This is a genomic window from Paracoccus marcusii, from assembly GCF_028621715.1.
Classification (GTDB): Bacteria; Pseudomonadota; Alphaproteobacteria; order Rhodobacterales; family Rhodobacteraceae; genus Paracoccus; species Paracoccus marcusii.
The window spans coordinates 2,688,695-2,700,710 of the sequence record NZ_CP117466.1; the positions used below are offsets into that span (position 1 = coordinate 2,688,695).

At 67.0% G+C, this 12,016-nt stretch carries 14 protein-coding genes; 3 read left to right on the forward strand and 11 right to left on the reverse strand.

The annotated features are described in order from the left end of the window. Positions 1-2: 2 nt before the first annotated feature. The 5 genes from PRL19_RS13305 to PRL19_RS13325 all read right to left on the reverse strand — a co-directional run bounded on the left by PRL19_RS13305 (position 3) and on the right by PRL19_RS13325 (position 4,354). Entirely contained in the window at positions 3-1,283 is a 1,281-nt protein-coding gene (locus tag PRL19_RS13305) for a hypothetical protein (protein WP_148912237.1), read from the reverse strand. Positions 1,284-1,366: 83 nt separating this feature from the next. Continuing rightward, positions 1,367-2,164 carry a Crp/Fnr family transcriptional regulator gene (locus PRL19_RS13310; protein WP_273743249.1) on the reverse strand — a complete coding sequence of 266 codons (798 nt, stop codon included), beginning with the start codon at positions 2,162-2,164 and terminating at the stop codon, positions 1,367-1,369. A 276-nt stretch (positions 2,165-2,440) separates the two neighbouring features. Next, entirely contained in the window at positions 2,441-3,412 is a 972-nt protein-coding gene (locus PRL19_RS13315; RefSeq protein WP_045999621.1) for a GGDEF domain-containing protein, read from the reverse strand. A gap of 11 nt (positions 3,413-3,423) precedes the next feature. Next, positions 3,424-3,993, reverse strand: coding sequence for a hypothetical protein (locus PRL19_RS13320; RefSeq protein WP_052715087.1), 570 nt, complete (start codon positions 3,991-3,993; stop codon positions 3,424-3,426). Positions 3,994-4,063: 70 nt separating this feature from the next. Next, positions 4,064-4,354 (reverse strand): DUF3572 family protein, encoded by a 291-nt coding sequence (locus PRL19_RS13325; protein ID WP_045999135.1) that lies wholly within the window; start codon positions 4,352-4,354, stop codon positions 4,064-4,066. Between the two features lie 105 nt (positions 4,355-4,459). On the opposite strand from PRL19_RS13325, the gene PRL19_RS13330 reads away from it, so the two are divergent. The 3 genes from PRL19_RS13330 (at position 4,460) to PRL19_RS13340 (ending at position 6,975) form a co-directional block, all read left to right on the forward strand. Next, complete coding sequence (locus PRL19_RS13330) at positions 4,460-5,845, forward strand: diguanylate cyclase (RefSeq protein ID WP_273743250.1); 1,386 nt, start codon at positions 4,460-4,462, stop codon at positions 5,843-5,845. A 63-nt stretch (positions 5,846-5,908) separates the two neighbouring features. Beyond that, positions 5,909-6,307 (forward strand): DUF983 domain-containing protein, encoded by a 399-nt coding sequence (locus PRL19_RS13335; protein WP_045984140.1) that lies wholly within the window; start codon positions 5,909-5,911, stop codon positions 6,305-6,307. Then, positions 6,304-6,975 carry an NUDIX hydrolase gene (locus PRL19_RS13340; protein ID WP_273743251.1) on the forward strand — a complete coding sequence of 224 codons (672 nt, stop codon included), beginning with the start codon at positions 6,304-6,306 and terminating at the stop codon, positions 6,973-6,975. Before PRL19_RS13335 ends, PRL19_RS13340 begins: the two co-directional genes overlap by 4 nt. Here PRL19_RS13340 and PRL19_RS13345 read toward each other — a convergent pair. The 6 genes from PRL19_RS13345 to ccmE all read right to left on the reverse strand — a co-directional run bounded on the left by PRL19_RS13345 (position 6,972) and on the right by ccmE (position 12,002). Then, a complete protein-coding gene (locus PRL19_RS13345; RefSeq protein WP_273743252.1) occupies positions 6,972-7,742 on the reverse strand; it encodes an enoyl-CoA hydratase-related protein in 771 nt (256 codons plus the stop codon). The two genes, PRL19_RS13340 and PRL19_RS13345, sit on opposite strands and share 4 nt — an antisense overlap. Positions 7,743-7,804: 62 nt before the next feature. Next, entirely contained in the window at positions 7,805-8,263 is a 459-nt protein-coding gene (locus PRL19_RS13350; RefSeq protein WP_273743253.1) for a cytochrome c-type biogenesis protein, read from the reverse strand. Then, the gene (locus PRL19_RS13355; protein ID WP_273743254.1) at positions 8,260-10,224 is read right to left on the reverse strand and encodes a heme lyase CcmF/NrfE family subunit; all 1,965 of its coding nucleotides are present in this window, start codon (positions 10,222-10,224) and stop codon (positions 8,260-8,262) included. The genes PRL19_RS13350 and PRL19_RS13355 overlap by 4 nt, the downstream gene beginning before the upstream one ends. A 102-nt stretch (positions 10,225-10,326) precedes the next feature. After that, the gene (locus PRL19_RS13360; protein WP_273743255.1) at positions 10,327-10,854 is read right to left on the reverse strand and encodes a holin family protein; all 528 of its coding nucleotides are present in this window, start codon (positions 10,852-10,854) and stop codon (positions 10,327-10,329) included. Further along, entirely contained in the window at positions 10,845-11,456 is a 612-nt protein-coding gene (locus PRL19_RS13365; RefSeq protein WP_127898579.1) for a holin-associated N-acetylmuramidase, read from the reverse strand. The genes PRL19_RS13360 and PRL19_RS13365 overlap by 10 nt, the downstream gene beginning before the upstream one ends. Positions 11,457-11,552: 96 nt before the next feature. Continuing rightward, positions 11,553-12,002 (reverse strand): cytochrome c maturation protein CcmE, encoded by a 450-nt coding sequence (ccmE, locus tag PRL19_RS13370; protein WP_045999619.1) that lies wholly within the window; start codon positions 12,000-12,002, stop codon positions 11,553-11,555. Positions 12,003-12,016 lie beyond the last annotated feature (14 nt).

Consider the following 12,016-nt stretch of genomic DNA (forward strand, 5'->3'; position numbering starts at 1 on the left):
GGCTAGCCCTCGCGCCGCGGAGTGTCGGCGGCGGGCGGCGGTGCGGCATCGATCTGACGCAGCAGGTCAGAGGCCGCAAGCGCCGCACGCAGCTCTCCGACTGTCATGCGTTCGTCGCTGTGCCCCTCTCCGCGGCCGGATCGGATCGCGGCCTGCACGACCATGATGATGAAGACCAGCACCGCGGGCAGCAGGTCGATGGCGATGGCGCCTGCCCATGCGGGAACGAAGTTGCCGGCATAGGCGATGACCGCGTCCGCGGCCGACATGGGCGTATAGAGGGCCTCGTCCACCTGCGGCAGGGACATCACCTCTGTCGCGGCCTGCGCCAGGGTGGTGGCGCGCTGTTCGACCAGCGACAGGACAGAGGTGATGGTGCTGGACTGGCCCGCGCGCGTGGCCTCGGTGCTGCCGTCCAGTTCGGGCAGCACGACCGCATCGGCCAAGTCCTGCGCGGCGCGTCCGACCAGCGGCGCCGGGTTCAACTGGCGCAGCTGCGTGATCAGACCGGCCAGCTGGACGGCGTCTTCGGAAAAGCGGACCGTGCGATCCTCCAGCGGTCCCGGCTCGACCGAGGTGCCGCGCATCCGGGACAGGATGGTGTTCCCCTGCGCAAAGGTTTCCTCGATGGGGGCTTCGGCGGCCAGCAACTGGTCCTCCAGCGCCTGCAGTTCGGCGCCCTTCTGGGTCAGTACCCGAAAGACCGCGCCGCGACCGGAAAAGCCGGACAGGGTGCCGCCCGCCTCCTGCTCGGACAGGTCCGCAAAGCTTTGCCGCACCCGGGCCACGTCGCGCGACAGCGCCTGCCCCGCCACCGCGTTTGCATGCGCGCGTTCCAGCGAGGTCTGATAGGTCTGCACGGTGGCCGCCATGTGCGTCTCGACCGCGGCCGTCCCTGCCAGTGCGGCGGCGTTCAGCCAGGACGACATCGCGACGATCGCCACCGAACCAAGCGCCATCGTCAGCAGCAGGCCAACCCGCGATGCGGCCGAGCGGACCGCCGGCAACAGCCGCAGCATGTAGGACCAGAAGACGAAGATGCCCACCGACACCGCGATGGAATAGGCCAGCGCCGCAAAGGTCGTCCACAGGCCCGGATCGTCCAGCAGCGTCCGCACCCCAAGATAGGTATAGATGCCCGATGCGGCCGACAGCACCCCAAGCGCGGTCGAGGTGAAACTGTCCAGCCAGTCCAGGTGCCGCTCCAACTCTCGGGCATAGCGGTCGCCGACGCGGTCATGGCTGCGGTCTGGGACGGGGGCGGCGTTGGGGTCGTGGGCCATGCGGTCTCCGGGTGGCGCTGAGGGACTGGCCCCAGATAACCGCAGATTGCCCGCATTCTCAGCCCCTTGCGGCCGATTGCCGGTCACGCTTTCGGCATGACCACGATGGGCATGGCGGCATCGGGGATGCGGGCGAACCCCTCGTCGGGCAGGACCTGGTCGCAGCCGGGTCGTGCGGACTTCAGCCGGGCGCGGTCCAGGACCCGGATCTCTCCGCGCCCCATCTCGACGATGCCTTCGGCGCGCAGTTGCGACAGCGTCTTGTTGACGGTCTGGCGCGAGCATCCGGCGATCGCCGCCAGATCGGTCTGGCTCAGCTGGATCCGCGGAGATTCGGCGCTGGTCATGGTCAACAGGTTGATCCGGATGCGATCTTCGGCGGCATAGAACATCGCGACCGAGTGCTGGCGGTTGTCCCGCGTCAGGCGGTCGTGAAAGATCTTGGCAAAGTTGCGCATCAGCAGGTCGGCCGGAACGTGTCGCAGGATCATTGCCGCATCCAGCAGCATCACCGTCGTGTCCGGCAGCGTGGTGCAGCTTGCCGCGCAGGTCCGGCCGGAAAACTGCTCGACCTCTCCCAGCACCTCGCCGGGAACGGCAAGATGGGCCATCACGCGATTTCCGTTGATGTCCAGATAGTTGACCTCGATCCGGCCCTTGATGATCAGATAGATCCAGTCGGCAGGCTCGCCTTGGCGCAGGATGTCCCTGGGGCGACGGATATGAACGAGGGCAGCTTCAGCCACCAGGGCCGCCAGCTGAGGCTTGTCCAGATCGGCGATCAGCGCAGGCTTCAGGCGCGTCAGGATCGACAGCAGGTCGGGGATCTGGACAGGTGCCCTGCCCTTGGCCGAAGTCGTCCGTGGGGTAACTGCCTGCATGTCCCCTGCCCGATTATCGATGCAGGACCAAGTATATCGACATGACCGCGCAGGAACAGAGGTTTTCGTATGGTCAACCAAGGTCCACGCACACGGCGGTGGCGGATCAAGTGTGCCATCACTGGTTACAGTCCACGAGGTACCACACTCTCGACCCGCATCACCGGTTTATTGGACAGTTCATTGCGGAACTGTCGGCAGGGCGACACAAGTCTTGTTAGCGCACGAAAAATTTCGGGAATGCACAGGAAACAGGCGACGGGATGCCGGTTGATCCTAGATGATTGTCGCTCGCCCGCGCCCCGCCCCCTTGGATAGGTAGAGGGCCTTGTCCGCCATCGCCAGTACCTGCTCCGGCTGGTCCGGACCGCCGGGATGCCAGACCAGGATGCCCAGGCTGGCCGAAACCTGCAGATCGGTCAGTTCCGGCGGCGACAGCGCCCGGATCGCCACGATGATCCGGTCGGCAAGCTGCTGCAGGGCGGCCCGCGATGTCATGCCCCGCAGGATCAGGACGAATTCGTCACCCCCTATCCGCGCCGCCGTGTCGGCCTTGCGGATATGGCTGCGCAGGACCGCACCGACCGCCCGCAACAGGTCGTCCCCCGCCTGGTGCCCCAGCTGGTCGTTGACCTGCTTGAAATGGTCCAGATCCAGATGCGCGATAGCAAAGGGATGCGCGACCTCGTCCGCGAAATCGGCCGTGCGCAGCGACAGGGACAGCGCGATCTCCAGCCCGCGGCGATTCTGCAGGCCGGTGAGCGGATCGGTCTGCGCCTGCAGCAGGGCCAGTTCGCGCGATTGCGCCAACTGGGTATTAAAGCGCGATAGTTCGGTCAGGACGCCGCGGTTGGCCTCGTGCAGGAACAGCAGTTCCATTGCCAGTTCTGAGGGCGCAAAATCGTCATCCGTCAGCCCCGCAGCACGAATCGCACGATGAAGGCCAATGCCGAAACCCAGATTGACCAGCAGCGTCCCATCATCGACCTGAACGCCATGGCCGCGCAGGACCAGGTCGCGCGACTGGACCACGCGCAGGAACAGGCGGCGGCGGTGTTCGACTGCGGTGCGGATCGCCTGCAGCGGACAGGGCCCCTGCCCCGCGCGCCCGCTGACCAACCGGTCCGCCAGCCCGTCTGCCAGGTCGGGGATCAGCTTGGACAGCGTCGGCCCGACGGACAGGACCTTGCCGCAGGCCGACAGCCACAAGTGCATGGGCAGCAGCTGCCCAAGCGCCTGGGCGGACATGGTCGGGCCCGTCACGACGACACCGCGCCGCTCAGCTGCGCGCCCTGCAGGCTGAAGATGCGGCCCTCGAAGAACTGTTCGTCCCAGATGTCGATACGGATGGACAGCCCCTCGACCGAGATGAGGCACAGCGCGCCGTAATCGTCAGCCATACCGCGGATCAGCCCGACCAGAAGATGCTGCCACACCGGGTCGGGTTCCAGCATAACCAGCCAGACGGACTGATCCTCCGCCTCGACCTGCAGGCGCGGAACCTCCAGGTCGGGCAGGACCAGATGCGCGCGACCGGGCAGCTCCTCAAGACGCAGCAGGAAATCCTTGAAGTCGCGGCCCGAAAACCGCAGCAGGCGCCGCACAGGCTCGATGCGCGTCATCCATCCGCCCAGATCCTCGAACATCTCGGGCAGCGGTTTCGACAGGCGGAACGCGGCGCGTTCCAGCGCACCCGTCCCGAACCCGGCACCAAGCGGCGCCAGTCGACCGACGGCCACGGCCTCCTCGTCGGCGACGGACTGGACCAGGTCTTCACCATACGTGGCGCGGAGGAATTCTTCGATCGCGCGATTGATCAGACTTTTCATGCCCACCTCGATTCGAACCGAAACTAGCGGCAGGGCGTAAACAAATCGGAAAGCGCCGATGGAAAAAGGTCTAGTCGGCCTCCCAGCCATAGCTGCCCGGCCCCGACAGGGCCGTGCGAGCCGTCATGATGTCGCCCGGACGCACGCCAAGGCTGTCGGCAAAGCTGCACAGGCGGTCATCGTCCTCAACTAGGAAATCAAGCAGGAACAGGGCGATGTCGGGACGGCTGGCGAAATTGCGGATATCGGCGGGCTGCAGGCCGGCGGCCTCCATGAACTGCGCCAGATCCTGCGGCCGATCGGCCAACAGGATCAGCGTCTGCGTCGCCAGATCGGCGGCCTGCTGGGCCGAATACGCCATTTTTCCATCCGTATCGCAATTTCGTGAGCTGGCCTGCACCAGAAACTCTTTGTTAAGCATTTTAGGTGAAATTGAAATGAAGATGTCGGATTTCTGGATAGATCGATGACGGCACGTATCATGGTTGCAGATGGCATAGCGACGGCGCGGATCACGTTGAAGGTCCGGCTGTCCGCCGTGCGCTATGACGTGGCCGCGGTCGCCTCGGCCGCGCAGCTGATGCAGGAACTGGACGCGGCCCTGCCTGACCTGATCATCCTGGGAAACTTCCCCGAGGGATCGGCCATCGACATCTGCGGGCGGCTGTCGCGCGATCCGCGGCTGGCGGATATCCCGGTGCTGATGCTGGTCCGGCCCGAACAGCGGCTGGCCGCGCTGCAGGCGGGGGCAACCGCGACGCTTGAACCCGACGTCGACGACCAGATGCTGATGGCGCGGATCCGAAACATTCTGCGCCAGTCGGATGCCCCGCAGGCCAGCCAGATGGGCATGGCCGAGGCACCGGCCGGTTTCGTCCATGCCGATCGTCCATTGATCGTGCTCATCGCGGACAGCCAGACCCGTGCGCGGCGCTGGCGGCAGATGCTGTCCGAACGTATGCCCTGCAGGTTCGAGATCCGCGATCCTGACGAGGCGCTGGGCGCCGCATCCGCGGGGCGGACGGCGGACTTGTACTTGATCTCGGCCGATATCCGCGAGCGTGGTGACGGGCTGCGCCTGCTGTCCGAACTGCGGTCTCGTCAGGGGTCTCGGGATGCGGGCTTCGTCATCGCCATCGGGCCTGACCGGGCCGAGCTGTCGGCCATCGCCCTGGATCTTGGGGCGGGTGACGTGATGCCGGACGCGCTGTGCACCGCTGCGACGGCCGAGGCCGCGGCAGTGTCGTTGCAGATGCTGCTGTCGCGCAAATCCAAAAGCGACCAGCGTCGGGCCGAAGTTCAGCGCCATATGTTGTGGGCGATGACCGATCCGCTGACCGGATTGTACAACCGCCGCTATGCCCTTCCCAAGCTGGCCGACATCGCGCGCGACGCGATGCTGGCGCATCAGGGATTCGCGGTCTTTGCCATCGACCTGGACCATTTCAAGGCGGTGAATGACTGCCATGGTCACACCGCCGGCGATGCCGTCCTGGCCGAGGTCGCGCAGCGTCTGCGCGATACCATCGGCGTGGACGGCATGACGGCCCGCATGGGCGGAGAGGAGTTCCTGGCTGTGCAGGGCAACTGTCCCCCGGTACGCGCGGCCCGCATTGCCGAGGCGCTGCGGCTGGCCGTGCAGGCGCGGCCCGTACGCCTGCCGGGCCTGTCCGGCGGCGGCGCGATCCGGGTGACGGCGTCGGTCGGGGTGGCCATGGTCGCGCCCGCGGACGACATCTGGCCGGATCAGCTGGCGCGCGTGGCGCTTGAGCGCGCGGACCGGGCGCTGCTGGCCGCCAAGGCTGCGGGGCGCAACCAGGTCGTCTGTTCGCGTGCGGAACGTGCGGCATAGGAGGGACTTTCAATGTGCCGCCCCGGCGCCTAGGTTTGGTCCAAGCCCGCAGAGGACCCCGTCATGACAGATGCTGCCAAGATCACCCCATCGCTGACCCCCGAACGCCCGACGGGCCAGGCCATGCTGCGCGGCGCACGGGGCCGCTGCCCGGCCTGCGGAGAGGGGCGGATGTTCTCCAGCTACCTCAAGGTGGCGGATGCCTGTCCCCATTGCCACGAGGATCTGCACCACCAGCGGGCCGACGACGGCCCGGCCTACCTGACCATCCTGATCGTGTCGCATCTGGGTGCGCCATTGTTGCTGGCATCCTTCATCGCGTGGCGCCCCAGTGCCATGACGATGATCCTGTCCTTTGGCCTTGGGGCGATTGTGCTGTCGCTGGCGATGCTGCCGGTGATCAAGGGCGCCATGGTCGGGTTGCAGTGGGCACGGCGCATGCACGGGTTCGGCCGGGCATGAGCGTCGCCATCCGCGATGCCGCAACCGTTCTGGTCGTGCGCCGCGACGCGGACGGTGCGTCGGTCCTGATGGGCATGCGCGGCGCCGGCGCGGCCTTCATGCCGTCGAAATTCGTCTTTCCCGGCGGGGCCGTCGACCCCGAGGACGCGCAGGTTGCCTTGGCCCGTCCCCTTGGCCCGACCTGCCGCGCGCGCCTGCTGCAGGAGGATGGCCTGTCCCCCGACGCCATCGCTGCCGCGGCCCTGCGCGAACTGGCCGAAGAAACCGGCCTGCTGATCGGCCGTCCGGGGGGCGCACCCTGCGGCTGGCCCGGCCATGTCAAGGCAGGTCTGACTCCTGATGCGGGTCCGCTGATCTATTTGTTCCGGGCCATCACGCCACCGGGGCGACCCCGCCGGTTCGATGCGCATTTTTTCGTCGCGGATGCGGCCGACATCGCCGGCGACCCCGATGATTTTGGCGCCGCCTGCGACGAGCTGTCCCATCTGCACTGGGTGCCGCTGACTCAGGCAAGCGCGCTGGATCTGCCCTTCATCACCGAGGTCGTGCTGGCCGAACTGACGGCGCTGATCCGCGACCTGCCGCATGACCAGCCGCTGGCCGCGCCGGACACGGTGCCCTTCTTTGATAATCGCGGGCCCGTGCCGGTCTTTCGCCAGATCGCCTAGCGGCCGGTAAAGACCGCCGGCCGCTTTTCCAGGAACGCCGTCACCCCTTCGGCGAAATCGTGACTGCGTCCGGCCTGCCCCTGCAGACGTGCCTCCAGCGCAAGTTGCGCCTGCATGTCGTTCCCGAACGAGGCCGTCAGTGCCTGCCTGATGGCCAGAAACGCGCCGGTCGGCCCCTTGGCCAGCGCCTGCGCCCGGGCCGTGACCCCTGCGGCGAAATCGGCGTCAGGCAGCGCCTGCCAGATCATCCCCCAGTCCGCCGCCTGCCGCGCGGACACGGGTTCGGCGAACAGCATCGTCCCCATCGCGCGCGCCATGCCGACCGCCCGCGGGATGATCCAGGTCCCGCCCGCATCCGGGATCAGCCCGATCCGGGTGAAGGCCTGGATGAAGCTGGCGCTTTCCGCGGCGATCACCACGTCGGCGGCCAGCGCCAGGTTCGCCCCGGCCCCGGCCGCCACCCCGTTCACCGCGGCGATGACCGGCACGGGACAGGTAGTCACCGCGGCCAGCATCGGTTCGTACTCCTCGCGCAGGGTGCGCTCCAGATCGGCGGCGGCACCCGCATCGGTCAGGTCCTGCCCGGAACAGAACCCCCGGCCTGCCCCGGTCATCACCACGGCACGCACATCGGGCGCCAACGTCGTCAGCACCTGCGTGATCTCGGCCCGCATGCGGGTGTTCAGCGCATTCATCACCGCGGGGCGGTTCAGCGTCAGCGTGGCGACGCCGTCGGCTGTCGCGAACTGAATGGTCTCGAAGTTCATGTCATCCTCCCGTTTCCGGCGATCATGCCGAAATTCGCGGGCGGTGAAAGCGCGACCCGGCGTCAGGGATCGCGCATGATCTCGGCCAGGCGCCGACGTTCGTCGGGGTCCAGGGCCTCGACCTCGGGCGCCGGGCGGTTGCGGGCGCGCAGGAAGCCGGCCGCGGTCAGCAATGCAACCAGCGCCATCAGGGGCGCGGCCAGCCACAGGATCATGTTCGCCCCATCGGGCCGCGGATTGAACAGCACGAATTCGCCAAAGCGGTCGGCGACCGCGTCGATCACCTGGTCGTTGCTGTCCCCCTCCAGCAACCGCTCGCGCACGTAGAGCCGCAGGTCGCGGCTGATCGGCGCGTTGGATTCGTCGATGTTCTCTCCTTGGCAGACGGGGCAACGCAGCTGTTGCGAAATCTCGCGGGCGCGTGCCTCCATCGCGGCGTCGGGCAGGACCTCGTCAGGCTGGACGGCCAAGACCGGACAGGCGGTCAGGATCAGCGCCAGTGCGGCGGCCCGGACCCTCATTCCGCGGGGACCGCGCCGGGGCGCGCCTGCCGGGCCGCACCCGCCGCCACGCGATAGCGCCGGTCGGTCAGGCTGATCAGCCCGCCGATGGCCATCATCAGACAGCCCGCCCAGATCCAGTTGGCAAAGGGCTTGATATAGGTCCGCACCGCCCATCCGCCGCCGGGCTGTTCGTCACCCAGAACGACATACAGATCGCGCCAGAAGCCGTAATCAATTGCGGCCTCGGTCGTGGGCATCCCCTGGACGGGATAGACGCGCTTTTCCGGAGAGAGGATCGCGACCGGGCTGCCGTCGCGGCTGGCCTCGATCACGGCCTTCTGGGCCAGATAGTTGGGTCCGTCCGCCCGGCGCACGTCGCGCAGGACCAAGTCATAGCTGCCGACCGCAAAGGGCTGGTCGATCTGCGCCACGCGCACATCCTCGACCTGCCAAGCCTGGATCAGGGACACGGCCACGAAGGTGACGCCCAGCCCGGAATGCGCGACCGCCTTGCCCCAATCGGCACGAGGCAGGCGCAACAGGCGCGACGCGCCGGAACTGCCGGTCCGCAGCCACAGATCGGCCAGCGCGCCGAAGATCAGCCAGGATCCCAGCCCCGCCCCAATCACGGCAAGCGCCGAATTGCCGGTCGACACCGCAAAAACCAGCATCATGATCGCCGCCGACAGGATCAGCGGACCGCGCAGCGGGCGCAGGCTGCGGGCCAGCGTAGCGCGTTTCCACGGCATCAGCGACCCGATGGGCAGGGCGATCGCCAACACGATCATGAACGGGGTAAAGGCCTGGTTGAAGAAGGGCGGGCCCACGGAAAGCACCCGTCCCCAGACCATCTCGGCCACCAGCGGCCAGATCGTGCCGATGAACACGACAAAGGCCGACACGGCCAACAGCACGTTGTTCAGCACCAACGCGCCCTCGCGCGACAGGGGGGCGAAGACGCCCTTGGCGGTCATCTCGGACGCGCGGGCCGCGAACAGCGTCAGGGCGCCGCCGATGAACACCGCAAGGATCGCCAGGATGAAGACGCCACGTTCAGGGTCGTTTGCGAAGCTGTGGACAGAGGTGATGACCCCCGATCGGACGATGAACGTGCCGATCAGCGAGAAACCGAACGCCATGATCGCCAGAAGGATCGTCCAGCTTTTCAACGCCTCGCGCTTTTCGACGACGATGGCGGAATGCAGCAGCGCGGCGGCCAGCAACCAGGGCATGAAGCTGGCGTTCTCGACCGGATCCCAGAACCAGAAGCCGCCCCAGCCCAGTTCGTAATAGGCCCACCAGGAGCCAAGCGCGATGCCGATGGTCAGAAACACCCAGGCAGCCAGGGTCCAGGGACGGACCCAACGCGCCCAGGCCGCATCCACGCGACCCTCTATCAGGGCGGCGACGGCAAAGCTGAAGGCCATCGAAAGGCCGACATAACCCAGATACAGGAACGGCGGGTGGAAAGCCAAACCTGGGTCCTGCAGCAGCGGGTTCAGGTCGCGCCCGTCGAAAGGCGGATTGCCCATGCGCCAGAACGGGTTCGACGTGAAGATGATGAATGCATAGAACGCCACGCTGACCGATGCCTGGACCCCCAGCACCCGTGCCCGCAGACTGGGCGGCAGGTTGCCCCCGAACAGCGCCGCCGCCGCGCCGAACAGCGCGAGGATCAGCACCCACAGCAGCATCGAGCCCTCGTGGTTGCCCCAGACACCGCTGATCTTGTAGAGCATCGGCTTGAGAGTGTGCGAGTTCTCGTAGACCAGCAGGACCGAGAAGTCGGACGTGACGAAGGCGATCGTCAGTGCGCCGAAGCTGATGACCATCAGCAGCAACTGGGCCATGGCCGCCGGGCGGGCGCTGTCCATCCAGCCGTGCCATTCCTTTGCGGCGCCGATCATCGGCACGGTCATCTGATAGATCGCGACCATGAAGGCCAGGATCAGGGCGAAATGGCCAAGTTCAGCGATCATCTGCGGGCATCCTTTGTTGCCCGACAGCATAGGGATGCGGCCAAGGGGGGAAAAGCCCCCCCTTGGTCCCGGTCGCTCAGTTTTGCGTGCGGGCCTTGCGGCCTATTCGCGCAGGGTCGCCAGCCAGTCGCGCAGTGCCGCGTTGTCGGCGAAATCGTCCGCGGAGATGGCGACAGGCGTTGTGACGGTGCCGGAGACGATGGTCGTCTCCTCGGTCACGGGGGCGGGCCAGACGCGGTGGCGGAAATGATGCGCCTCGCGCGCGCCGAAATAGAACCCCACGATGGCGCCCAGCAGCCACCACAGGGGTTCGGGGACGCGTTGCAGCCCCTCCATGCGGATGCCGAATCCGATCGGCTCGACCATCGCATAGATGAACAGCGCCATCGTCCCTAAAGCCAGCAGCGGGCGCGGCAGGCGGTTCAGGCCGTTGACGAACCCGTCGAACCAGCCCTGCCGCGGCACCGCGAATTCCTGGCCGTGCTGGGCGATGGCGCGGGCATAGGCCTCCTCGTCCAGTTCCATCCGGCGGGTGGCGTTCTGGGTAAAGACCTCGGCCATGCCGGTCGCGGCGCTGCCCAGGGCGGTGACGGTCGGGGCGATTCCGATGAAGCGGTCGATCAGGCCCATGCGGATGTCCTCTGGCGGTGCTCAGCCTCGCTGAGGCGATAGCGGGGGGCCATGAACTCCTCGGCGCGGGTGATCCAGCCGCCCTTGCCGCCCGCCTTGCTGCGCGCGTACTTGCGGCTGGCCGGGCGCTGATCGGCCAGCGCATAGTAATAGTTGCGCCGCGCGATCCCATAGGCGTCAACCAGATGATCCGGCGCAGCCTCGGCCGCGTCTGCCACGGCCGCGATGGTCATCGGCCCGACGACCCCGTCATCGGCGGTGCGAAAGCCCATTCGGCTGACCAGGCGCTGCAGAATCTTGACCGCATTCCCGCCTGCGTTGACATACATGTCAAAGACGCTGGCCTGCAGCGGTTCGGGCAGTTCGGCAAGGCGTGGCTTGCGAAAATAATGCTCGACGAAGATCTGTTCGGCCTGCGCCCGCGTCAGGGCGCGCACATCGGCGGCGTCGATGCGGCCATCGCGGTTCAGGTCCATCCCCAGGGACTGCATCGTGCCGATGGTGACGCCAAAGTTGGTGGCCCCGCCCGGATCGTCGGGGTCGTTCACGTACCCGCCTTCGCGGGCCACGATCTGACGGGCAATCTGTTCGACGCTTGGCATGACACCCCCATGTCTGACGCGCGCCCCGGATCGGGGCCGCATCGGGGGATGCTGGGGCGATGCGGTTAACCTGTCGTTAACCCTGCGCGCGTTGCCTTAGGTGCCGGGTTCCTGATAGACGCCGGTCGCCTTCAGCGTATCCACCACCTCGCGGGGCATATAGGTCTCGTCATGCTTGGCCAGCAGGTCGCGCGCCTCGAACCGGCCGTCGCGGTAGTGACCCTTGGCGATGGTGCCCTGCCCTTCGCTGAACAGGTCCGGGCGGGGGTCGTTGCCGACATAGGTCACCGGGATCTCGACCGCGCCGTCGGTGATCACGAAATCGAACGCCATGCCGGTGCCATTGACGATGGATCCGTCCTTAACCAGCCCGCCCAGCTGAAAGAACTCGTCGGGCTCGGGCGCCGTCTCGGCCACCTGGCTGGGAGAGCGATAGAGATTGATGCCGTCGCTGAAGCCGTATCCGATCAGCCCCACCGCCACGACCAGGGCCAGGCTTGCCGCCGCCAGAACCTGGACGCGGCGCTGCTTCTTCAGGGATTTCATGCCGGCCATGGGTC